Source organism: Bradyrhizobium sp. BLXBL-01 (assembly GCF_051853025.1).
GTDB lineage: Bacteria > Pseudomonadota > Alphaproteobacteria > Rhizobiales > Xanthobacteraceae > Bradyrhizobium.
In genome coordinates, this window is the sequence record NZ_CP182471.1 from 4963996 (window position 1) to 4987778 (window position 23783).

The 23783-nt window shown below is 63.6% G+C and carries 18 protein-coding genes; 10 read left to right on the forward strand and 8 right to left on the reverse strand.

Features of this window, described 5'->3' with window-relative positions; translation table 11 throughout:
• Window positions 1-6: 6 nt before the first annotated feature.
• The 3 genes from ACNJYA_RS23325 to clpB form a co-directional block, all read right to left on the reverse strand.
• Window positions 7-1581, reverse strand: a complete 1575-nt coding sequence (locus ACNJYA_RS23325; RefSeq protein WP_212257304.1) for an aldehyde dehydrogenase family protein — start codon at window positions 1579-1581, stop codon at window positions 7-9.
• A gap of 165 nt (window positions 1582-1746) precedes the next feature.
• Window positions 1747-2055 (reverse strand): UBP-type zinc finger domain-containing protein, encoded by a 309-nt coding sequence (locus tag ACNJYA_RS23330; protein ID WP_439363456.1) that lies wholly within the window; start codon window positions 2053-2055, stop codon window positions 1747-1749.
• 133 nt (window positions 2056-2188) lie between these two features.
• Window positions 2189-4828 carry an ATP-dependent chaperone ClpB gene (clpB, locus tag ACNJYA_RS23335; RefSeq protein ID WP_439363458.1) on the reverse strand — a complete coding sequence of 880 codons (2640 nt, stop codon included), beginning with the start codon at window positions 4826-4828 and terminating at the stop codon, window positions 2189-2191.
• Window positions 4829-5432: 604 nt separating this feature from the next.
• Between clpB and ACNJYA_RS23340 the strand changes: the two genes are divergently transcribed.
• Both ACNJYA_RS23340 and ACNJYA_RS23345 read left to right on the forward strand, forming a co-directional pair.
• Entirely contained in the window at window positions 5433-5612 is a 180-nt protein-coding gene (locus tag ACNJYA_RS23340) for a hypothetical protein (RefSeq protein ID WP_337993356.1), read from the forward strand.
• Window positions 5612-5746 (forward strand): ANTAR domain-containing protein, encoded by a 135-nt coding sequence (locus tag ACNJYA_RS23345; RefSeq protein ID WP_246571084.1) that lies wholly within the window; start codon window positions 5612-5614, stop codon window positions 5744-5746. The genes ACNJYA_RS23340 and ACNJYA_RS23345 overlap by 1 nt, the downstream gene beginning before the upstream one ends.
• A gap of 543 nt (window positions 5747-6289) precedes the next feature.
• Here ACNJYA_RS23345 and ACNJYA_RS23350 read toward each other — a convergent pair.
• From ACNJYA_RS23350 to ACNJYA_RS23370, 5 genes are read right to left on the reverse strand one after another with little or no spacing between them, the layout of a single operon-like run.
• Window positions 6290-7519 (reverse strand): Gfo/Idh/MocA family protein, encoded by a 1230-nt coding sequence (locus ACNJYA_RS23350; RefSeq protein WP_212256389.1) that lies wholly within the window; start codon window positions 7517-7519, stop codon window positions 6290-6292.
• A 37-nt stretch (window positions 7520-7556) separates the two neighbouring features.
• The gene (locus tag ACNJYA_RS23355; RefSeq protein ID WP_212256969.1) at window positions 7557-9167 is read right to left on the reverse strand and encodes an ABC transporter ATP-binding protein; all 1611 of its coding nucleotides are present in this window, start codon (window positions 9165-9167) and stop codon (window positions 7557-7559) included.
• Between the two features lie 44 nt (window positions 9168-9211).
• Window positions 9212-10783 carry a gamma-glutamyltransferase gene (gene ggt / locus ACNJYA_RS23360; RefSeq protein WP_212256970.1) on the reverse strand — a complete coding sequence of 524 codons (1572 nt, stop codon included), beginning with the start codon at window positions 10781-10783 and terminating at the stop codon, window positions 9212-9214.
• Window positions 10784-10803: 20 nt separating this feature from the next.
• Complete coding sequence (gene nagB, locus ACNJYA_RS23365) at window positions 10804-11586, reverse strand: glucosamine-6-phosphate deaminase (protein ID WP_212256391.1); 783 nt, start codon at window positions 11584-11586, stop codon at window positions 10804-10806.
• Window positions 11583-12791 carry an ROK family transcriptional regulator gene (locus ACNJYA_RS23370; protein ID WP_210268451.1) on the reverse strand — a complete coding sequence of 403 codons (1209 nt, stop codon included), beginning with the start codon at window positions 12789-12791 and terminating at the stop codon, window positions 11583-11585. The genes nagB and ACNJYA_RS23370 overlap by 4 nt, the downstream gene beginning before the upstream one ends.
• A gap of 210 nt (window positions 12792-13001) precedes the next feature.
• On the opposite strand from ACNJYA_RS23370, the gene ACNJYA_RS23375 reads away from it, so the two are divergent.
• From ACNJYA_RS23375 to ACNJYA_RS23410, 8 genes are all read left to right on the forward strand, one after another.
• The gene (locus ACNJYA_RS23375; protein WP_212256393.1) at window positions 13002-14513 is read left to right on the forward strand and encodes an ABC transporter substrate-binding protein; all 1512 of its coding nucleotides are present in this window, start codon (window positions 13002-13004) and stop codon (window positions 14511-14513) included.
• Window positions 14514-14561: 48 nt separating this feature from the next.
• Window positions 14562-15503, forward strand: coding sequence for an ABC transporter permease (locus ACNJYA_RS23380; protein ID WP_212256395.1), 942 nt, complete (start codon window positions 14562-14564; stop codon window positions 15501-15503).
• Window positions 15500-16369 carry an ABC transporter permease gene (locus ACNJYA_RS23385; RefSeq protein ID WP_212256397.1) on the forward strand — a complete coding sequence of 290 codons (870 nt, stop codon included), beginning with the start codon at window positions 15500-15502 and terminating at the stop codon, window positions 16367-16369. The genes ACNJYA_RS23380 and ACNJYA_RS23385 overlap by 4 nt, the downstream gene beginning before the upstream one ends.
• Window positions 16370-17554: 1185 nt before the next feature.
• A complete protein-coding gene (locus tag ACNJYA_RS23390) occupies window positions 17555-18262 on the forward strand; it encodes an AfsR/SARP family transcriptional regulator (protein ID WP_210268450.1) in 708 nt (235 codons plus the stop codon).
• 230 nt (window positions 18263-18492) lie between these two features.
• A complete protein-coding gene (locus ACNJYA_RS23395) occupies window positions 18493-20883 on the forward strand; it encodes a hypothetical protein (RefSeq protein WP_439400777.1) in 2391 nt (796 codons plus the stop codon).
• On the forward strand, window positions 20880-22139 hold the full coding sequence (locus ACNJYA_RS23400; RefSeq protein WP_212256401.1) for a hypothetical protein: 1260 nt from the start codon (window positions 20880-20882) through the stop codon (window positions 22137-22139). The genes ACNJYA_RS23395 and ACNJYA_RS23400 overlap by 4 nt, the downstream gene beginning before the upstream one ends.
• A gap of 19 nt (window positions 22140-22158) precedes the next feature.
• Window positions 22159-22599 carry a hypothetical protein gene (locus ACNJYA_RS23405; protein ID WP_439363462.1) on the forward strand — a complete coding sequence of 147 codons (441 nt, stop codon included), beginning with the start codon at window positions 22159-22161 and terminating at the stop codon, window positions 22597-22599.
• Between the two features lie 2 nt (window positions 22600-22601).
• Complete coding sequence (locus ACNJYA_RS23410; RefSeq protein ID WP_212256404.1) at window positions 22602-23768, forward strand: hypothetical protein; 1167 nt, start codon at window positions 22602-22604, stop codon at window positions 23766-23768.
• Window positions 23769-23783 lie beyond the last annotated feature (15 nt).

A 23783-nucleotide genomic window follows, 5' to 3' on the forward strand; every position in this document is an offset into this window, starting at 1 on the left:
CACCTTTCAGGACCACGGCCCCTGCACGGCGGAAGCACTCCAGGGATAGCCTCGCGGCGCGTGCTGCACGGTCAACCACTGGTCCGTCGTGAACGCCTCGATCGCCCAAGAGCCGTTGAATCGGCCAATGCCGGAATTCTTCTCGCCACCAAACGGACAGGTCGGCAAGTCGATGACCGATTGATCATTGACATGGGCCATACCGACCTGCATTCGCTGGGCAAAGTGCACGCCCCGGTGCACGTCGCGCGTGAATACGGCGCCGCTTAGTCCAAAACTCGTTTCATTGGCCACCGCCAAGGCTTCTTCGGCGTTGCCGACCCGGAGGACCGGCGCCACAGGTCCGAATATCTCTTCTGCCGCAATTTCCATCCGGTTCGTGACGTTTACGAACACATGCGGCGGCAACACGAGCCCGTCCGGCTCGCCTCCGAGCACCTGTTTGCAGCCGTCGTCGCTGGCGCGGCGAACACGTGCCATCAGCTTCTGAAGCTGCGAGTTGTTGATGATCGGACCGATCATCGTATCGCCGTCGCGGGGGTCGCCTGTTTTCAACCTCGCCACCCGCTCCGTAAAGCGGTCAAGGAACGTCTGATAGACGGGCTCTTCGACAAGGATGCGGTTTACGGCGATGCAGATCTGGCCCTGGTGCAGAAACTTGCCGAACACTGCGGCCTCTACGGCCTGATCCAGATCAGCGTCGGCGAGCACAACAAAGGGAGCATTGCCACCGAGTTCCAGATCAACGCGCTTGATGATGGACGCCTTCGCGGCAAGCTCTGCGATCCCGCGGCCGACCGGCGTCGAGCCGGTGAACGAAATGACTCGTGGCGCGGGATGACTGACGAAGGCGTCGCCGATTTCGCTGCCGGCGCCGATAACGACGCTCAGGAGCCCTGCCGGCAGGCCGGCCTCCTCAAAGATTTTGGCCAACAACAATCCGCCCGTGACCGGCGTATCACTTGCCGGTTTCACCACAACGGCGTTTCCGACTGCGAGTGCCGGCGCGATGGTGCGATTGCTCAGATGGAGCGGCCAGTTCCAAGGACTGATCGCCCCGACCACGCCGACCGGTTTGCGCCGCACCTGATTTTCCTTGCCCGGAATGTCGGACGGAATGGAGCGGCTTTCGACCGCATGGGGCACCGAGGTCGCCCACAGCATGACGGTGTGCGTCACTTCCCACTCGAGGTTCGCTTTCAGTCGCGTGCTGCCGGACTCCTTGATCAGCCAGTCGACGATTTCGCCACGACGTGCTTCCATCACCTCTGCTGCGCGGCGAAATACCTGCGCCCGCGCCGCCGGTGCTGAGACAGCCCACTCCACTTGGGCCTTCGCAGCTCCTGCAAACGCAGCATCAAGATCGCGACGATCGGCCTGTTTGATCTCGAGGAGGACATCGCCGTTAAAGGGATTCCTGTCGATCAACCTGTGCTCTGCCTGCCCATGGCGCCAGTTCCCGGCGATCGGCAATAGCTCCAACTGATCATAAGGCTGCAGATCTCTCGTTTGAACTTTGGTGCCATCCGGTACTCTGGCTTCGTGTCGGTCGGAACTACGGCTGGCACTGCGCGCGACCATATCCATCTCCTTAGCAGGTTGGGTTTCGAAGCTGACGATGACGCGTCGAGCAACGCTCCACCTTGACAGCCGTCAACCCAAACGCGGGAAAGCATCGCATCGACTGCCTGTGCGGAGTCCACACAAGCGTTCAGAGGCTCTGGTCGAGCGGCGCGGTGCTGCGCGTCAATAAAACCTTGGGATCGGACCAAGTTGCGGCGTGGGCCGATCCGACAAATCGAACATCAATTCATCGACATAACACCAGCCCCAGCCTTCGGGCGGATCATAGGCTTCGATGATTGGGTGACCTGTTGCATGAAAATGCTTCGTCGCGTGCCGATTGGGCGACTGATCACAGCAACCGACATGACCGCAAGTTCGGCACACGCGCAGGTGCAGCCATGGATCGCCGAGTTGCAGGCATTCTTCACACCCAAGGGAAGTGGGAACGACGTCATGAATTCCTGCCAAGTGCCTGCAACCCTGTGCCATGTCATCCTGCTCAGTTGTTGCCTAATGCGTTCTGCCTGATCTCAATTCCTGCCCGCTGCCGAGCGTTGCCCTGGTGCTGCCGGTTATGTCTGATATTCCCTGGTGCAGCGCGCTGCGCCGGCGTCCACGCCATTCAGTTCAACTTCCGCTTCGGCGCCGGCGCCTCGAACTGCGCAATCTCCGCGGTCTGCGGCGCCTTGCCGTTGAAGGTCAGCACGTTGCCTTCGGACGAAATCGCGACGTTGTCGCCGTCCCTGATGTCGCCGGCGAGGATCATCTCGGCGAGCGGGTCCTGGAGGTAGCGCTGGATCACCCGCTTCAGCGGCCTTGCGCCGTAGGCGGGATCCCAGCCCTTGGCAGCTAACCAGTCGCGGGCGGCGGCATCGAGGCTGAGCACGATCTTGCGATCGGTCAGGAGCTTCTGCAGACGTGCGAACTGGATCTCGACGATCCGGCCCATCTCGCTGCGCTGCAGCCGGTGGAACAGGATGATCTCGTCGACGCGGTTCAGGAATTCGGGGCGGAAGTGCGCCCGCACCATTCCCATCACCTGCTCGCGCACGGCCGCGGTGTCCTCGCCCTCCGGCTGGTTCACCAGATATTCCGAACCGAGGTTGGAGGTCATGATGATCAGCGTGTTGCGGAAGTCGACGGTGCGGCCCTGGCCGTCGGTCAGGCGGCCGTCGTCGAGCACCTGCAACAGGACGTTGAAGACGTCGGGATGCGCCTTCTCGATCTCGTCGAACAGCACGACCTGGTAGGGCCGGCGCCGCACCGCTTCGGTGAGCGCACCGCCCTCGTCATAGCCGACATAGCCGGGAGGCGCGCCGATCAGCCGCGAGACCGAGTGCTTCTCCATGTATTCGGACATGTCGAGGCGGACCATCGCGGTCTCGTCGTTGAACAGGTACTCCGCCAAGGCTTTGGTCAGCTCGGTCTTGCCGACGCCGGTCGGGCCCAAGAACATGAACGAGCCGGTGGGGCGGTTCGGGTCCTGCAGGCCGGCGCGCGAGCGGCGCACGGCGGTTGCGACCGCACGCACGGCTTCGGCCTGGCCGACGACGCGCTTGCCGAGCTGCTCCTCCATCTTCAGGAGCTTCTCCTTCTCGCCTTCCAGCATCTTGTCGACGGGCACGCCGGTCCAGCGCGAGACCACCTGCGCGATGTGGTTGGCGGTGACAGCCTCCTCCATCATCTCGCCAGAATTCTCCTTGGCCTCGATGTCCGCGAGCTGCTTCTCAAGTTGCGGGATCCGGCCATACGCCAGCTCGCCAGCTTTCTGGAATTCGCCGCGCCGCTGGGCGTTGGCGAGCTCAACGCGCAAGCCATCGAGCTCCGCCTTCAGCTTCTGGGCGTTCACAAGCTTGCTCTTCTCGGCGCTCCAGCGCGCCGTCAGCGCCGCCGACTTCTCCTCGAGCTCGGCGAGGTCCTTCTCCAGGGTCTGGAGCCGGGACTTGGAGCCTGGATCGCTTTCCCTCTTCAGGGCTTCCTGCTCGATCTTCAGCCGGACAATTTCCCGATCCAGTGAATCCAGTTCCTCCGGCTTGGAATCGACCTGCATCTTCAGCCGCGCCGCCGCCTCGTCCACAAGGTCGATGGCCTTGTCCGGTAGGAAACGGTTTGTGATATAGCGGTGCGACAGCGTCGCAGCTGAAACCAGCGCGGAATCAGTGATCCGCACGCCATGGTGCTGCTCGTACTTGTCTTTCAGACCACGCAAGATCGAAATCGTGTCCTCGACTGAGGGTTCGCTGACGAAGATCGGCTGGAACCGCCGCGCCAGCGCGGCGTCCTTCTCAACGTGCTTCTGGTACTCGTCGAGCGTAGTCGCGCCGATGCAGTGCAGCTCGCCGCGGGCAAGCGCGGGCTTCAAAAGGTTCGACGCGTCCATCGCGCCGTCGGCCTTGCCGGCCCCGATCAGCGTGTGCATCTCGTCGATAAACAGGATGAAGGTGCCTTCGCTCGCGGTCACCTCCTGGAGCACGGACTTCAGCCGCTCCTCGAACTCACCGCGATATTTCGCGCCGGCGATCAGCGCACCGAGGTCGAGCGCGAGCAGCTTCTTGTCATGCAGGCTCTCCGGCACGTCACCGTTGACAATGCGCAGCGCAAGTCCTTCGGCGATGGCGGTCTTGCCGACGCCGGGCTCGCCGATCAGAACGGGATTGTTCTTGGTCCGGCGCGACAGCACCTGGATCGTACGACGGATCTCCTCGTCGCGGCCGATGACCGGATCGAGCTTGCCGTCGCGCGCGGCCTGGGTCAGGTCGCGGGCATATTTTTTTAGCGCGTCATAGGCATTCTCGGCTGTGGCGCTGTCGGCCGTGCGGCCCTTGCGCAGGGATTCGATCGCCGCATTTAGGTTCTGCGCGGTAACGCCGCCCTTCGCCAAGAGCTGGCCCGCCTCGCTGTTCTTGTCCATGGCGAGGCCGAGCAGGAGCCGCTCAACCGTGACAAAACTGTCGCCGGCCTTATCTGCTGCCCTTTCAGCGGCGTCGAAGGCTCGCGCGAGTTCGGGTGCGAGATAAACCTGCCCGGCGCCGCCACCAGACACTTTCGGGAGCTTGTCGAGGGCGTCCTCGGTCGCCTTCAGGATTGCACGGGAATTGCCGCCAGCGCGGTCGATCAGACCGCCAGCAAGGCCCTCGCTGTCATCAAGCAGGACCTTCAGCAGATGCAGGGTGGAAAACTGCTGATGACCTTCGCGCATCGCGAGCGATTGCGCAGATTGGATGAAACCGCGCGAGCGCTCGGTGTATCGTTCAACATTCATCATCGTCTTCCCTCGGCGATGCCGCTCCGCCCCGGAGTGCGATCAGCAACAGGGTGTACCGGTTTTGCGTTCGATCGCGATCAAGGCATTGAAGCTCCACGATCTGGTCGCCCAACCGCCCGCCGTTACTGAATTATGCGCAAGGCACGCACCCGGCATGCTCTTTGGGTTTCCGCAAGCCCGCACTGACATTCGTCAACTCGCAAGGCGGTTTTCGTTGCCGACGCCAAGTGTACTGCGACAGTGGGCGCTCATATCGCCGCGCTTGAGCGGTGGCCCGGTCGTCCGCGCCAGTAACCACTCGGGCCGCGCGCCTCAGCGGAGGTACTTCGCCTTCTGCACGGACAACCCATTTCCCAACTGGTCGATCTCGACCTCCGAATGTCGCAAGATTGCTCTTGATCTCCCGGTTCACACGCCGCGCACAGGCTGCCCTCTAACCCGTTGAGAATTCTGAACTCTCGCTCCAACCCATCACGGGCCAATTTGAGCTAGCTCCAGCAATCGAGCTCCGATTGGAGCTAGTCCGGCGCAACGCGCATTCCCGGCGCGATCGCCTGTCATCGCCCTGCTCGGCACCGAGACACCAAGCCGACTCAAGCTGGTGTTCGAACTCGATCCAGCTTCGTTCCTCATCAAGCCCTTGCGACCGGCCGGCATCTACGCAGCGCTCGTCATGGCTTTCGAGCGGAACGAACGCACAAGCGAATTGAAACAACAAATTGTCAACTCGAGCAGCGTCTGCGGGCACGTCGCCTCGTGTTTGCCGCCGTTCTTCAGGTAATGCATTCGCATACGCTCGCCGAGCCTGCCGCCTTTGCGTTGATCCGCAGAACCGCGATGGAGCAGCGCCAGACGATCGAAGAACTCTCGGCGGAGATAACGGCAAGGGGTATGCTGCCACGCGCGACGGGTTAGATTGCTTCCTGTTGGGAACGAGGAACGGGCCGCAATTTCCTATGCCCCCTTTTTATGTTTTGAATCCGAGTCTCTATTTTCAGACAGTCGCGCAGAACCAAGGCACTGAGGGCATATGTTGGTGTCGGACACACCAACTGCGCGGCGCACTCCACTTTCTCGATCCCGGTCTATCGTTTGCCGCCGCACCAAACACGTGTTGAGCACCGTAGCGACACCCTTCGCTTCTGCACGCGCCACTGCGCTGCCGCGCTCTTTGTTCAGGGCGGCGTTGATAGCCGAGTCCAACCAAGCTAAGCCAATTTCAAGGTACTTGGTCAGGGATTTTTAATGCGAGCGACATTTCTAAAGCTACGCAAGGTAAGAAATAAGAGCTAGCAGCACTACTCCCACTCTATGTCGTCGCAGACCGGCAGCCGTAGAACTCCACGCTGAGACTCATTCAGACAACGCCGAGGCGCCCGAGCGCATTTGGCAAGCCGCGATGGCCTCCTTGGACCGGATCACCGATCATGTTTCAAGTCCCGCACACTGCGCGCGCTGTTAGCGCGCGACCTGGGGAACGTAGTGCTCTAGCTCCTGGTCCGGGAAATGCACGGTGCGTCCGAGCTCGGCGGACCGATAGAGCGCCATCAACATTTCCATGACGCCGACGCCATCATCGAACGTTTCGGCAGGACTGAGCCCGCGCCTAAACGCTTCGACCATGTGCCGATTTTCATCAGTATAGCCGTAGATGCCTGTTTCGTCTTCGACGACCGGCATCAAACCCTGCTCGGCATTCTGCTTCTCGATGAGGTCCTCGCCTTCGGAACCGCTGAGCGTCCGGGCCAGGAACACCTTGAGGCCCGTTGAGAGTGAGGAGAACTCCATCGAATATTCGGGCCCGAGCAATTCGAGCTGGATGCGCAGGCCGGCCCCGACATAGGCCCAGGAGGTCGTTGCCTCGATCAGGACCTGATGCCCATCCATGTCTTCCAGCGTCAGGATGCCACGCGCGAAATCCTCGACCGGGCGTTTCGCAAAATCGATCCCCATCCGCGTCTTCAGATCGGCCGCATAGCGCCGGCGCGTCCATTTGAGATTGGCCGTCGTGGCGCTGGCACTGACCAGCCGCAGGCTGTCGCGGCTCGCGCCGGGCGCCGTCAGCATGAAGCGCGCGACTTCGACCGAATGGCACATCATGTCGGAGAGCACGCCACCGCCCTGCTTGTCGCCCTGCCAGAACCAGGGCTCATGCGGTCCGGAATGTTCCTCCGCGGCACGGGCGAGATAGGGACGCCCGCTTCCAGGTACGGCACGCCGCCAGATGATGTCCTTGCCACGCGTCACCGCGGTCGAGAACAACTGGTTTTCCAAATAGCCGTGGAGCAGGCCAGCATCCTCGACGAGGCTGCGCATCTCGCGCGCCTCGGCGAGCGTGCGCGCCAGCGGCTTTTCGCAGGCCACGGCGCGCAAGGGAGCTCCCGACTTCGTCACCCCATGGATCTCGCGCATGATATCGAGGCGCGTATCGTTCGGCGTCAGGATCCAAAGCGCATCGACCTCACCGGAAGTCGCCATGGCCTCGATGCTATCGAACACATGCGCCGGTCCGAGGCCAAGATTCCGGGCCTTCTCCGCGATGCGCTTTCGTCGCTCGGCGGACCGACTGTAGACACCGCCGATGCTGACATTGCGCACGCCAAGCATGGACTGCAGATGAAATGCGGCAATGAAGCCGCTTCCGACGAGACCGACGCGCAGCACCGGAAGTTCCGCGAACTTCTGCATTCAAGACGCCTCCTTCAGCGACAATCGCCGTCTTTTTTCAATGCGACTTTCTCCGCTGCCGACCCGGAATAGCCGCCAGCAATGTCTGGGTATAGGGATGTTCGGGCCGGCTCAACAGGTCCGCGGCCGGCTTGACTTCGACGATCTCGCCATACCGCATCACCGCGATCCGGTCGCAGACCTGGGCGGCAACGTTGAGATCGTGCGTGATAAAGAGAACGGCGAGCCGCAACTCCTTCTTCAACCTCTCGAGCAGCGCGAGCACCTGCGCCTGGACCGAGACATCGAGCGCCGACACGGGCTCGTCGGCCACGAGCACCTCGGGATCCAGCGCAAGCGCGCGCGCAATGCCGATCCGCTGGCGTTGTCCGCCGGAGAACTCATGCGGGTAACGTTGCACCGCGCCGGAATCGAGCCCGACCAACGTCAGCAATTCCCTGGCGCGCGCAAACGCTTGCGCGGCGGGCACCCCATGCGCAATCGGTCCATCGGCGATGATCTGCCCGACTCGACGACGCGGATTGAGCGAGGCGAAAGGATCCTGGAACACCATTTGGATGTGTTTGCGCGCGGCGCGCAGCTCCGATCCGCGGGCGTCCGAGAAATTCAATTCTCCGATGTGGACGACCCCTGCATCCGCGTCCGTCAGCCGCATGACAAGCCGGCCGATCGTGCTCTTGCCCGAACCGGACTCCCCGACCAGGCCGAGCGTCTCGCCGCGACGAATCTCGAAGCTGACGCTCTTCACGGCGGGAACTTCCGCGGGCGGGCTGAACCAGTCGCTGCTCTTATAAGTCTTCACGAGTCCTGATGCCGCGCAGGCGGTGGGCGCGTCTGCGTCCTCGACTTTTGCCCGCGGAATGCCGCGCGGCACGGCTGCCAGCAATCTCTGCGTATAGGGATGCTGTGCGCGCTCAAGCACCTCGTCGACCGTACCTTCTTCGACGACGCGCCCCTTCTCCATAACAGCGACACGGTCGGCGATGTCGGCCACAACCCCGAAATCGTGGGTGATGAACAACACCGCCATGCCACGCCGCTGCTGGATGTCTCGGATGAGCTTGAGGATCTGCGCCTGCGTGGTGACGTCGAGCGCCGTGGTCGGCTCGTCCGCCACCAGAATCGAGGGTTCGAGCGCCAGAGCCATCGCAATCATGGCGCGCTGACGCTGCCCGCCGGACAGTTGATGCGGATAGCTACGGATGATGCGCTCGGGATCGCGGAGGCCGACTTCCTCGAGCAGCGCGCGCACGCGCACCTCGCGTTCGGCCGGCGTGAGCTGGTGATGCGCTTCGAACGCCTCGATGATCTGGGCACCGATCCGGATCACCGGATTGAGCGCGGTCATCGGCTCCTGGAAGATCATCGCGATCTTCCGGCCGCGCAGGTTCCGCCACTTTGCCGGAGAGAGAGCACGTAAGTCCAGTCCCTCGAACCGGATACTGCCCGCGGTCCAGCGAATGTCTTTCGACAATAGCCCCATCACCGCGGAAGCGCAGACCGATTTGCCCGAGCCGGATTCACCGACGACGCAAAGGATCTGTCGCGGGTGGAGGGCGAGCGAAATGTCCTCGACGGCAAAAGCGCGATCCGCGCCCGGCGGCAACGCCAGGGTCAGGTGCTCGATGGATAGGATCGCCTCTACCATCCCGTTCATGTCATCCGATCCACCATCGTCGCCCGCCCCTTCGCTCAAACTGCCAGCGCGATGCCGTCCTTGCGATGATCCGACGCGCCGAACATGACGCCCCTGGATCTGTCGAGGTGCACGACCTGGCAACCTCCGAGCGGCTCGTCCGCCCAGACCACGCGATGACCGCGCCCGGTCAAATCGTCGGCGACAGCCGCGGGAATCGTTGGCTCGAGCGTCAACACACCATCGAAGGCAAAGCTTCGTGGCACATCAGAGGACTGCTGCACATCAAGGCCGCGATCGAGCACTCCGCTCAGGATCTGGATATGTCCGGTGGCCTGATATTGTCCGCCCATGACGCCAAAAACCATGGTCGGCTTGCCATCTTTCGAGAGCAGGCCCGGGATGATGGTGTGGAAGGGGCGCTTGCGCGGCGCGATCGCATTGGGATGTCCCTCGACAAGGGAAAATCCCGCGCCGCGATTCTGGAGGAGCACGCCCGATCGCGGGGCGTAGATACCGCTCCCGAAGGCGAAGAACAGGGAGTTGATCAGGGAGACCATATTGCCGTCGCGATCGGCGACGGCGACGTAGGCCGTATCGCGATGGACCGGCATGTCGAACACCGTCGGCTCGCTCGCGCGCTCCCTGCTGATGCGGCCGCGCAAGGCCGCGACTGTTCGCTCCGAGAGCAGCGCATCGACGTCGAGCGGATGGAATGCGGGGTCGGCGACCAGCGCGTCGCGCTGCCGATAAGCCGCCTTGGTCGCTTCGGCAAGGAGATGGATGCGATCCGCTTCGCTCAGCGACGGGTCGGCCATGTCGAAGCCGGCAAGAAAGCGGGCGATGAATAGCGCGGCGACGCCCTGCCCGTTGGGCGGACATTGCCAGATCTCGTGGCCGCGATAGTCGGTGGAAATCGGCGTGACGTAGTCGGGTCGCGCGCCCGCGAGGTCTTCGAGTTGCATCAACCCGCCCATCGCCTTCAGCGTTGCGACGATTTCCTCTGCGACCGCGCCTTCGTAGAACGCGCTGCGCCCTTCGCGCGCAATCCGCCGCAACGTCGCGCCGAGTGCGGGATGGCTGAGCCTGGCGCCGACGGCAGGCGCAGCGCCACCGGGCAGGTAGACGGGAATGCCGGCCTGATGTCGTTCGAGACGATTGGCGTAGCGCGCCCAATCCAGCGCGGCGCGCGGGGTGACAACGAAGCCGGTCTCGGCCGCGCGGATCGCCGGCGCCAAGACCTCATCCAAGCTTTTGGATCCATGGTCGGCAGAGAGCCGGCACCACGCATCGACGGCCCCCGGCACCGTGACGGCATGGGGTGAGTCATCAGGAATCGATGTCAGTCCCTGCTGCTGAAACCAACCGAGCTCGGCCTTTTGCGGCGCCCTGCCGGAGCCGTTGACCGCAACGGGCTTTCCGGACGCGGGCGCATAGATTGCAAAACAATCGCCGCCCACGCCGGTCATGTGCGGATCGATGACGCCCTGGAGTGCAATCGCAGCGATCGCGGCATCGACGGCATTGCCGCCGCTGCGCAACATCGCCACCGCCGCGAGCGCAACGGCAGGATGCGAGGCCGCGGCCATGCCGCGATCACCGACCGCGAGCGACCGTCCCGGCACCATGAAATCGCGCTGTCGCCAATTCAAGCGGTTCTCCGAGTCTCGTTCCGGGGCCGTTTGGCCAGTGCAGCGGTAGCCTTCTCGTCGCAGATGATCTCGACGTTGCGGTGCAGTCGAAGCGCCGAGGCCGGGCACGCGGGTCCAATCGGACCTTCGATTGCGGCTGCGACTGCGGCCGCCTTCTCCGACCCTGTTGCGACCAGAAGAATGCTCCTGGCCTGCAGTATTGTCGCGATCCCCATCGTGATCGCGCGCCGCGGAACATGAGCGAGGTCCGGAAAGCCGCCTGCGTTCGCAACACGCGTCGCTTCATCGAGCTCGACCTCGCGGGTCCGCGAGGCGAAATCGGAGCCCGGCTCATTGAAGCCGATATGGCCGTTGGCGCCGATGCCGAGGAGCATCAGATCGATGCCTCCGCTTGCGGCGATCTGCGCTTCATAGGCGGCTGCCTCCGCCGCGACATCTTCGGCCATGCCGTTGGGGAGCCTTGCGCGCCCGGCCTCGATATCCACGTGCCCGAACAAATGTTCATGCATGTAGCGATGAAAGCTTCCCGCCGAGCTCGGCGCAAGACCGACATATTCATCGAGGTTGAAGCACGTCACCTCGCGAAACGAGATCAGGCCCGCACGGCTTGCCGCGACGAGACGGGCATACAGCGGCGTCATCGTCGCGCCCGTCGCAAGGCCGAGGGTCAGCTGCGTCCGATTGCGCATGCAGGCAACGATGCGTTCAGCCCCCCGTTCCGCGGCAGCTGCGGCAGCGGCGCTCCGTACGATCTCGATCCTCGGTGCGTACTCTTTCATGCCGCGACTTCTGCTGCCGCAAATGGCAGCGCGAGGGGGCCCGACCCGCGGCCGATGCCGAACAGCGACCGATGCATGAGGTCGATCGCGCTACCGATCGCGCCGATCAGCGTGGCGCGATTGCCGAGCGTGCTGAGCTCAATGCGAACCGGTTGAAGCATGCAGCGCTCCAGATAGTCGTCGATACGATGCTTCAACTCGGGCCGCGCTCCGATGCTCCCGCCCAGAATGATGATTTCCGGATCCAGCACGCTGTGCACGGCCAGAATGGCGGTCGAGAGGATCCGGCCGATCTCATCGATGGTGATCCGAGCTGCCTCCTCGCCTTGCAGCCGGTCGAAGACGTCGCGCACCGTGCTGGCGGGCGCGCCGCCAAGACCGACATAGCGCTCGACGATGCCGGCGCTGCCGACGGCGGTCTCCAGCGTGCCGTATTTCAGACCACGTGCGTCATAGGGATCGCCGCCAAGTGGCAGATAGGCGATCTCGCCGGCGCTCCCCCGTGCGCCGCGCACAAGGCTGCCATCCGAAAAGATGCCCATGCCGATGCCGGTGCCGAGCGCGATAAAGGCGAAACTGCGGATTGCGCGGCTGCTGCCGCGCCAATGCTCCCCGATCGCAGCGAGATTGACGTCATTCTCGATGAGGACCTCGATGCCGAGTTGCTCGCGCAAGGCAGCCTTTACATCCAGGCTATCAAGTCCGGGAATGTTGGGCGCAATGACGATGCTGCCGGATCCCGGATCAACCATGCCGGGACTTCCCATGACGCCACCCCGCAGGCGCTGCGCAGGGACATTGGCCCGCACCAGCAACGCATCCTTCATACGCCCTATCTGGGCGACGACGGCACGGCCACCGTCGTTGGAGGTGGGTTCGATGCTCTCGGCAACGATCTCGCCGTGCAGATCAGCGAGCGCGACATGCAGTTTCGTACCGCCGAGGTCGATGCCCAAGACGAAGGCGGCGTCCGGCCGAAGCGCGTACGTCACCGCACTTCTTCCGACGTTGCCTTGGATCTGCCCGTCCTCGCGCACCCAGCCGTCGCGCTCGAGCTCGCGCATCACTTCGGAGATGGTTTGCTTGGACAGGCCGGTGCTGCGCGCGATTTCGGCGCGCGAGACTGATCGATCGCGCAGCAAACGCTCGACCACAAGACGCACGGATTGCTGTCGGGCAACGGGCGAAGACGGGGCGTCCTGCATGAGTCTGTCCAATTAGTCCACTCTCAGAACTAAATCGCTCGATCAGCCCTCCGTCAAGGGTGTTTTTTTTCGATTTTCCGTCATATACCCCAGCGGGTTGGCACCTCATTACGTATCAGGACGCCCATTTGTTCGTCATATTTACAAATTGACCCGGCCGTGCTTGTCTTCCACCGCGGAAGCAGAGCCTAGGGACGAAAGGACCTCCGGATGAAACGGATCGGAATCGCGCTGGCGGCATTTTTCACGATTGCATCGAGCCTGGCCTCAGCCAATGCAGCGACGCTGCGGGTCGGCATTCAGGACGATCCCGATGCGCTCGATCCGGCACTTGGCGGCACCTACACGGGACGTTTTGTCTTCGCGGCGCTCTGCGACAAGCTCGTTGATATCTCGCCCGACCTGAAAATCGTGCCGCAGCTCGCGGAATCATGGGAATGGGCTGCAGACGGCAAGTCGATCACGTTCGCGCTGCGCAAGAACGTCACCTTTCATGACGGCACCGCGTTCGATGCGGCCGCGGTCAAATTCAACATCGAGCGTATGAAGACGCTGCCGGACTCCAAGCGAAAGTCAGAGCTTGCGCCGGTCCAGAGCGTCGAGGCGCTCGCCGCCGACAAGGTGAAGTTCAATCTGTCGGAGCCGTTCGTCCCGCTGCTTGCCAACCTCAGCGACCGTGCTGGCATGATGGTGTCGCCGAAGGCCGCCATGGAAAAAGCCGGTGAATTTGCCGCCGCGCCGGTTTGTGCCGGTCCGTATCAATTCGTCGAGCGCAAGTCGCGCGACCTCATTCGCGTCAAGAAATATCCGGGCTACTGGAACGTCGGACAGATCGGCTATGACGAGGTCGTCTACTTCTATGTCCCCGACTCGACGGTTCGGCTGTCACGGGTGAGGGCCGGCGATCTCGACCTCGCCGAGCGCGTCGCGCCGACCGACCTCAAGACCATCCGCGACGATTCCAATCTTGCGCTGCATTCCGGCAAGGGGCTTGCCGTTTCGCATCTGATGTTCAACGTCGGAGCCGGCGCAAAGGCCGACACGCCGCTGGGCAAGAACGCGGCGCTGCGCCAGGCCTTTGAGCTCTCGATCGACCGCAACGTCATCAACAAGGTCGCCTTCAACGGCGAGTTCTTGGCCGACAACCAGATGATTCCGCCCTCCTCGCCCTACTACGACGCCGCACACAAGGCGCCTGCGCGGGACGTCGCCAAGGCGAAGGCGATGATTGCCGCCGCCGGAATGACCCGCGTGCCGATAGAGCTGCAGTTCGAGAACACGGCCGGAGATTCCCGCGTCGCGCAGATCATCCAGTCGATGGCGGGTGAGGCCGGCTTCGACGTCAAGCTGTTGCCGATGGAAACGGCCACGGCGATCGAGCGCTACATGAACGGCAATTTCGAAGCCTATATCGGCAACTGGAGCGGCCGCGCGGATCCGGATCCGACCTTGGTTGCCTTCTTCAGCTGCGCGGGCTCACAGAACGTCAACAAGTACTGCAACAAGGATCTCGACGTGATTCTGTATCAGGCCCGGGCCGAGGCAGACGAGACCAAGCGCAAGGCACTCTACGCCAAGGTCACCGATGTATATCTCGGTAACCTGTCATCGATCCCGCTCTATCACCCGAACTGGTTCTTCGCAGCCCGCAAGTCGGTCGGCGGCATCGTGATGGTTCCGGACGGCCTTCTCCGCCTGGTCGGTGTCAAGCCGACGAACTGAGGCGCACCGTATGCAGCACCCCGGCCGCGTGAGCAACAGTTTGCGTCGATGAAGACCCTGCTTCTTCGGCGGCTCGCCGTCTCGTTGCCGACCCTGTTGCTGGTGTCGATGATGGTCTTCGGGCTGCAGAAGCTGCTGCCCGGCGACCCGGCACTGGCGCTGGCCGGTGAAGAGCACAATCCGGAAGTCGTGGAATTTCTGCGGCAGAAGTATCGCTTCAACGATCCGGTTCCGGTGCAGTATGCCATCTGGCTCAAAGCCGTGATCCAGGGTGATTTCGGAACGTCGGTGCGAACCCGCTTGCCGATCGGCAAGATGCTGGTCGAGAAGCTCCCCGTGACGATCGAACTCGCGACCCTCTCGATGCTGGTTGCCCTGGCCATCGGCCTACCGATCGGCATCTTTGCCGCGTTGTGGCGCGGGACGCCACTCGACTACGGCGCCAGCATGTTTGGACTGGCCGGACTTTCCATTCCGCACTTCTGGCTGGGCATCATGCTCATCCTGCTGTTCTCCGTGAATCTCGGCTGGCTGCCTGCAGGCGGCTTCGTTCCGCCTTCCGAAAGCATCGGGCAAAACCTGCTGACGATGCTGATGCCGGCGCTCGTGCTGGGCACAGGCACCGCTGCGATCATGATGCGCCATGTCCGCAGCGCGATGATCCAGGCCATGAAGCAGGATTATGTGCGCACGGCCCGCGCCAAGGGCGTCCGCGAAGGCACGATCGTGCTGCGCCACGCCCTGCCGAACGCCATGATCCCGGTCGTCACCCTCGGCACGCTTCAATTCGGCGAATTGCTGGCGGGAGCGGTCCTGACCGAGCAGGTGTTTTCAATCCCGGGTTTTGGCAAGATGGTCGTCGATGGCGTGTTCAGCCGCGATTACGCTGTCGTGCAAGCAGTCGTGCTCTGTACCGCAGCCATCTTTCTGTTGATGAGCCTCATTGCCGATCTCGCCTACGCCGCGCTCAATCCAAGGCTTCGATCATGAGCACGATCGAGACGCAGCCGATTGCAGCCCAGGCGCATGGGCGCGGCTCCGAACCTCGCCGGCTGCTCCACGAGCCTTCCGCATTGATCGGCGGCGCGATCATCCTGTTCTTCATCGTGCTGGCCGTGTTTGCATCGTGGCTCGCGCCCTACGATCCAAACACACCCGATTGGATGGCCGTGCGTGCTGCGCCCAGTGCGGCACATTGGTTTGGGACGGACGATCTCGGTCGAGATGTACTCTCGCGTGTCGTCTTCGGCACGCAAGCCTCGCTGGCTGCCGGCATGATCTCGGTAACCGTCGCGGTCTTTGTCGGACTTCCCTTGGGGCTCATCGCCGGCTATTTCGGCGGCCTCGCCGACATGGTGATCTCGCGCCTTGCGGACGCCCTGCTCGCCTGCCCCTTTCTCGTGCTCGCGATTGCGCTGGCCGCATTTCTTGGCCCCAGCCTGGAGAATGCGATGATCGCAATCGGCATTTCTGCCGTTCCGGTCTTCGTCCGCGTTGCACGCGCCGAGACCCTGGTTGTGCGCACAGAGGACTATATCTTGGCTGCCCGTTCCCAAGGGCTCGGTCATTTCGCCATTTTGGCCGGGCAAGTGCTGCCAAATGTTCTGGCGCCCACCATCGTACAGGCGACGCTCACCATGGCGATCGCAGTTCTGGCAGAAGCAAGCCTTGCATTTCTCGGGCTAGGTCAGTTGCCGCCCGCGCCCTCTTGGGGCGCCATGCTCGATGTCGCGCGCCAGTTTCTCGGCGAGGCACCATGGATGGCGCTTTGGCCCGGCCTTGCGATCATCACGCTCGTGATCGGCTTCAACCTCATCGGCGACGGCCTGAACAGTGCTCTAAATCCCAGACACTAGCGCGCGGCGTCCAAGTGCACCGCTGCAATGCGAGAACTCGGCAGCATAAGCTTTGCTGGTAAGGGGAAGGGACTTGCTACCAGGATCCATAGTTCTCAAGCAGCAACACAAAATTGACGCAAGAAGTGCGTTTGCGTGGAAATTCTTCTCAGACGTGCCGCGGTTGCTCTCTCATGGACGCAACGCGCACCAATCTATGACCGAGCCAGTCACTTGCCCCGACTTGAGCCCAATCGACTTTATCACCGGACCCAGGCTCGCGGGCGTCGCTTCAACAAAACGCTAAATTGTCTGCACTCGAGTCACTGTCCGGCTCCAGGCCTTGCGAACGATAGGCTGCCTGCAGAGCTTGGTCCGCCATCGCGCGCGTGTCGCTTACGTGATCCCGTCGACGATCGCATTCGGGTCTTACCGGGCTCATTCTTTGCCGCGAAGCGGTAGTCGACCGCCGCCTTCGCGTCAAACGTCGGCACTACTTAACTAAATTGGATACTGCGGCTAGCTGGCGTGAACAGCCGCGTCCTCCTCAAACGGTCAAGGCAGTACTCTTGTCAGATGCGTGCGCCGCTTCATTCTGCAACCGATCCTTGCATCGAACCGGCCATGCTCGACGTGAAGCTTCTGGTTGCGGCTCAAGAATGAACTAGTTCATACTATCGGGATAGAAAACACCGCTACGTTACGAACTGATCTGCATCGGGCGAGGTCCGGGTCGGAATTTTCTCTGGGTTCCGCCTCGCGCATCCCACGCGAGCACAGGTTGCTCTGGCGGCAAATCCGTCGAGCCTGATTTCGGTCAACGCGTGTCGGAGTTGTGGTGAGGTTCACATGTGCACAGGACTGGGCACGCCCATGTGCAATATCTGCGGCAAATTCTGCGCGCGCGGCGAACTGCCACCAAGCCTCGTGTTAGCCATAGTGTTCGGACACGGTTGTCGGCATACGCACGCACCCGCGCCATTGAACAGTAAAACGCGACTAAATCTATCGCTAAGTCCCGGCCTCGGGCTCCAACCCGATTTGTTGCCCACGACGGGCGGCGGGCGTACCATTCCACGCCGGTTGTCAGCCTAGTGTCGAGAATTTAAGGACCGGCCGGAATACGAACGGCCCAACAGAAGATTTTACTCGGCCGGCCAGAGCTCGGTCGAACTTTTCATAATCTCGCGACCAGGAAGGCTCTTCATGACGGGGGGCATCAGTGAGAGGATAGTGGAGCGCAAGGTCGCCATTCTCGGGCGGCTTGGCGTCCACCCGATGGTTCGCCTCTCGCTCCCGGCGCGCCGGCTTCTCGCCTTTCTCGCGCTTCAAGGCCGGCCGGTCTCGCGCACCGCAGCCGCTAGCAATCTCTGGCTGGATCTCGCCGAAGACGCGGGCCGAGCCAACCTCCGCCGCGCGCTGTGGCACGTTCCGCCCGGCTGGATCGAGACCATGGGCGACGAGCTGGTGCTGTCGGCGGACGTTGATTTCTCGCGCGCACAGGCCACCGCGGCCCGTGCCCTCAAGGGCGAAGCGCTTACCTTCGAGGACATCGTATTGCTATCGAACGACGTTCTGCCCGGCTGGCATGAGGAGTGGCTGATCGCCGGGCAGGAGGCGTTTCGCCTGCTGCGGGTGGAGGCGCTCGAGGCGGCCTGCCGGATCATGACGACGTGTGGCGATCTCGCGCTGGCAGCACAGGCGGGGGTCGCCGCGCTCGCCGCCGAGCCGCTGCGCGAATCGGCGGCCGAAGCGCTGATCGATGCATATCTCGCCCAGCGCAATCGCTACCAGGCGGTCCAGTGCTACCGTTCGCTGGCAAAGCGCCTTGCCTGCGAGCTGGGCGTGGCCCCGGATGAGGCGCTGGCGAAGCGCGTGGCCGGCATTTGTCCCGCCTCACGCACCGCGCACTAGCTTCCCCTTCCCTTTTTGTTTCTTCCTTTTCCGGAGTCTGCAGGGACGGCCGTCGTCTGCCCGTGGACGATCCTGCGACGCTGCGTGGACGCCTCGGAAAGCGCCGCGGCCACGGCAGCAATACGCACTGAGCGCGCGAACAAGACGGCAAGGCGACGGCGGCACACACAGCGGCGGACGGCGGTCATGCTCAACTGCACCGCAGATGTTCAGGAGGCCGGAGTCGCGCGATGCTGAATCAACAAGAGTCATCCCATCTCTTCGCCGCGCAGGAAAACCCGTTCGCTGAAGCCTTCGCCGAAACCGGCAACGGCGCGGCGATCGGCTTCGCTCCGTGGAGCGAGAATCTCACACCATTCACAGCGACGCTCGATGGCGGCGCAAGCCAGTCCGAGACCGACCGCCTGGTGGCCGAAGTCTATGCCGAGCTTCGCGACGAAGCATTCGATGAAGCGCTTGCGTTTCTGGCAGAGGAGACCGAGCAGGCACTCGACGAGCGGTTCGTCGGCGAGACGCCGGCGTCCGCACAGGAGCGCGAACGCTATGCCGACGCGCACCTCGCCCCGGTGCGCTTCGAGGCGCAACAGTATCTGCAGACGCTGGAAGCAGGGATGGCCGGCCTGGACGTCGGCTCCCTTTCAGAGCAACAGCTCGATGAGGTGCTGGAGAGATTCGACCCATCGATCGGAGAGCTGACGCCGGCCGGCGAGGAGTTCATCGGCAAGCTCATCAAGAAAGCCAAGGGCGTCGTCAAGACCGTCGCCAATGTGGCAAAGAGCGTCGGCAAGGTCGCGGGGTCGCTGCTCGGGCCGGTTCTGAACAAGCTGCGCGGCCTGATCAATCCCCTGCTCCGGCGCGTCCTGTCCTTCGCCATCGGCCGGCTGCCGGCACCTCTGCAGCCGCACGCACGCGCGCTCGCCGCCCGATTCACGTCCGAGGCTGCGGAGGAGAGCATCGACGAAGCTCAGGTGTCACCGGCGAACCTGACCGACATGGAGTCGCTCGCCGAATCCTTCGACGCGGCCATCGCGGAGGCACTGGCGGGCGATGCGGCAGCCGAGTTCGAAGGCGAGGCGTTCGGTGCGACGGACGAGAGCGAGATCGAGACGCGGGAACTCGAGGTGCTCGCCGAAGCCCGCGGCGCACTGATCGAACGGCTGCGCGACGCCGACGAGGACGAAGATCTCGCGCCGGCGATCGAGCAATTCGTTCCCGCCCTGCTCGGCGCGCTGCGGCTCGGAATCAACCTCGTCGGTCGACCGAAGGTGGTGGGCTTCCTCGCCAATTATCTCGGCCAGTTGATCGGCAAATGGGTAGGACCGCAGCTCAAAGGGCCTCTGTCGAACGCCATCGTAGATACCGGTCTGAGGCTCATCTCGCTCGAGGCCGAGGACCGGGCGCAGCTCGAGCGCAGCGACGAGGTGGCGCCGGTCGCGCTCGCCAGCGTCGTCGAGGATACGGTCCGCCAGTTCGCCGAGAACGAGGACTACGTGTTCGAGGACGAAGAGCTGACCCAGCTCGCGACCGCAGAAGCGTTTAGCCAAGCCGTTGCAACGCATTTCCCGCCTCGCTTCGTTCGTGCGTCGCTGCAGCAGGCCCCGTCGCTCGGCGGAACCTTCGTGAGCCGCCGCCCGCGTAGCCTCCGGCCCTATCGCAAGTACAACCGCACGCCCGATATCCAGGTGACGTCGCAGATTGCGGACACGCTGCCCACCTTCGGCGGATCGACGGTCGGCGCGGCGATGCGGGCGGCGGGCGCGCAGTTTCCGATCCGCGCGCGCATGCACATCTATCAGTCTGCGCCCGGCACCACGCTCCAGCGCATGGTGCGCACCGACCGGTCGGGCGCAGGCGCAGGCCGCGGCTACATCAACATCGCCAACGTCCATCCGCTGACGCCGGCGGCGGCCGGCGTTCTACTGCGTGAACCGAAGCTCGGTGTCGCGGTGCCCGCCGCATATCTTCGCTCGCGACAGCGGATCGCCGCGGGCCAGCGCTTCTACATTCTGGAGCCGGTCGGCGCCGGCGCGCCGCCAACTTTGCCCGCGGGCCCGGCGGGACAGGCCGCGGCCAGGCGTCTGCGCGCAAGCCGTGCCTGGGCTTCGGTGAATATGCGCCAGGCGCGCATCACCGTCGGAATCTACTTGTCGGAGGCGGAGACGCAGAAGATCGTCGCGGCGATCCGCAAGGGCCAGGGAAGCCTCCCGCTGCTGCAGGCGCTCACCAGGACCTACCAGGACATGGAGCGACTCTCCGCCGGCGGCCAGGCTCCTCTCCGGATGTTACGCGAGGATGGCGAGGACGGCGAGACTTTCGAGGACTTCGCTGCCCACAGGGGCAAGCTGCTGCCGCCCGGCCTGACCGCTCAGCTGCGCCAGCGCCTGCGCGCCTGGGTGATGCCGGCGTTGACGAAATGGGCGCGAGCCAATGCGGAAGCGTTCGTGCGCGCAGCCGGACATCCCGATCCCGGTGTAACGGTTCGCATCCGCCTCACCGCGGTCCCCGGGCTCGACGCGATCCGCAGGATGCTGCGCGGCGGTGCGTCCGCGCCGTCCGGCGCCGCGCTGCGCGGCACACCGAGCATCGCCATCTCCGTCACACCTGGGCGAGGCGGCAAGTGACGCGTGACATCGACCAGCATCTCGTCACCTCGGACCTCCAGCGGCAGGTCGCCCACTGGCTGGCGGCCGCTCGCACGTTTCGCGATGCCGAGGAGTTTGCTTCGATCGAGGCCTGGAAGTCGGTGGAACGCGACACCGGTGCGCCGCTGCGCCAGCAGATCAACGCGGTCGTCGAGGAACTCATCGAGCTCGGTGAGGCGACGCAGCGGGTCGTTGCCGAGGCGCGGAAGAATCCGGCCCGCATTCCAGCCGCCTCGACCGGTGTCCAGCGCTTCCGTCGCCGCTACGTCCAGGTCGACACCACGCTCGATTTCCTCGGAGATGCCGTGAACTCGCGAACAAGTGCGCCTCTGCGCGAGGCGCTCACGACGCTCGACCGGCTTGCGGTCACGAGCATGCAGGGCGTGCTCGAGCGGGCGAGGAAGCCGGTGCCAAGAGTGCTGGTGTACCAGGACAAGGGAACCGGCGCATCGATCCTGCGCGCGGGCGTCCGCCTCTGGGCGCCCGGGGTCATCATGCCGGTCGCCGCCATCAAGATCGTGCGCCACAATCTCTATCGCCCCACCTCGCTCTTTCACGAGACTGGCCATCAGGTCGCTCACCTCACCGGCTGGACGCCCTCCGTGCGAGCGGCCATAGCGCGCGCGCTGAAGGACGATGAAAAGCTTCAGGTGATGTGGACACCCTGGGCCTCCGAGATCGGTGCCGACGTCTTTGCCTTTCTTCACACCGGCTATGCCTCGACGGCGGCGCTCTACGACGTCGTCGGCAATGCCGACACCATCCTGCAATGGCCCGTGGGCGACCCGCACCCGATCGGGTGGCTTCGCACGGTCCTCGGTTGCGCAATGTCACGCCTCTGCTTCGGCGATAAGGGCCCATGGAATGCCCTGCAACGGGCCATGGAAGCGCATTATCCGATCGCCCTCGCCGAAGAGACGCTGCAGCCCCTGCTCGCCCGCTCGAAGGCCGCGATGCCAAGGATCGCAGAAGCGTGTCTCTCAGCGCCCGTACCGGGGCTCGGCGGCCGGCCGATGACCGACGTGCTCGATCCAAAACGCGTCTCGCCCCAGGCGCTTGCCGAGCTCGAACACACCGCTGGCGCAGCGCTCTGGACGTCGCCGGCGTGGCGACAGCGCGAGGGGATACGGATCGTCGCACTCGCCGGCCTGCGCGAGGCCGAATGTCCCGAGACTGCACCGATGTGGATTGAACGCGCACGCAGCTGGTTCGTCAACCAGGCCGAAGCGGCGTGAATTGAGAAAGGAATACGACATGGCCAAGAAGCCTTCATCTTCGGCGGGATCCGAGTCCGTGCTGGAGCTTGCCAAACGCCAATCGGACGGGCACCCGCGCAACGAGGAGATCGACCTCCTCAAGCAGACCATCAACGAACTGCACGAGCGCGATGCGAAGCGCGAGCAGGAGCTGTGCCACTTGAATCAGGCGCTGAGCCGCTTGTCGCAGATGAGCGCGATCGAATGCATCCTGACCAACGGATTCGAGGAACTGTCGACCAAGCTCGCACCGCTGGCGGAGATCGGACCTCATCGCGTTCCGATCACGGATGGCGCTGTGAACGCGCGTCTTGCAAGCATGATCGAAGCCACGGCGCGGCCGCGCTGGTCGGGAGCATCGACCGTGCCGATACCAACGCGTCCCGTTCCATTCATCGGCGAGGTCGTTCCGCGCCCACGCGACAACGAAAGGTACTAGTCATGATCCAGCAGCTGATTGACCGCATGATGGCGCCGCCCTCCAACATGTCGCGCGACGCGGCGGCCGCAATAGTGCTCATGTGCGATCCGTTCGATCTGTTGCTCCACATGGAACAGGTCTGGAACGCCTTTCGCGTATGGGGACCGCCGCCGAATCCGCAGCCGGCCAGCCCGGCCCGGCTGGCCTTCCTCCGCTACGACATCGGCGCATTCGCGCCATTCATCCCGGATCCGTCGTTGGCCGGTGTCCCGCAATGGGACCACCTCGGCTACAGCTACGTTCTGGAGAACACACGCGCCATCCAGATCCTGCGCCGCGTCCTCCGGGAGTATCGCTCCGGCGAGGGATTGGGCATCCCGTCAATCGCGACCCAGCGTTGGCTCGAGATCACCGAGGTGCTGCTGTTTGGTGCCGCCAATCCGCTTGCCCCGTGGCTATCCACCAGTGTCATCCGTCCCGATCCCGAGGCGGTACGGCGCAACGCATACTGGCGGCTCTTCGGCCTCGACCTGGCATTCGGCACCGACGACAACCGGCCGCCCGCCTACGACAAGGCCACGCACGCGAACGCGTCATTCATCCAGGTGTTCGAGGAACTCCTTTTTGAATTGTGGCAGGCGATCACCAACGTTCGCAACACATCCGGCGTGAACGCCTCAGACGACGATCGGATTTTCAGGATCGCCGAAGCACTGCGATTTGCACTGCGCGCCCGGCGGCAAAATCAGTTGCTCAGTCGGGAGGAGCTGGTCGCGGCAACGGCCCTCGGCTGGGCCGAATTGACGCTAAGCGCCAACACGCCGGTGGTCGAGGATCTGGTTGCCAACGCCACGAGCCCCTACGAGCGCCTGCGGATGATCGGCGAGCGCGTTGGGCTCGCACCGCACAGCAGGTCGTCGGCTCTGTTCTCGATGGCTGGCGATCTTTCCCGGTTCCTGCGCATCGTCGAGTCCGGCGTCGTGTCCGGACCTGAACTGGCGTGGGTTCTCTACCTCGAGCAGCCGCCGGTCGGTTCGCCGCCGGGCGCAGCTTCGCCGATCGGAGCTTCGAGCAGGCGGGTCATCACTGAGTGGGCATCCGCAACTGGCAAGGATCTGAAGACACGCGCAAAGCCGATCGAGATGCGGCCGCCGACCCGACCGCCACTGCTCGTCGGCGCACGTTGAGGTCAACGCAGGAGG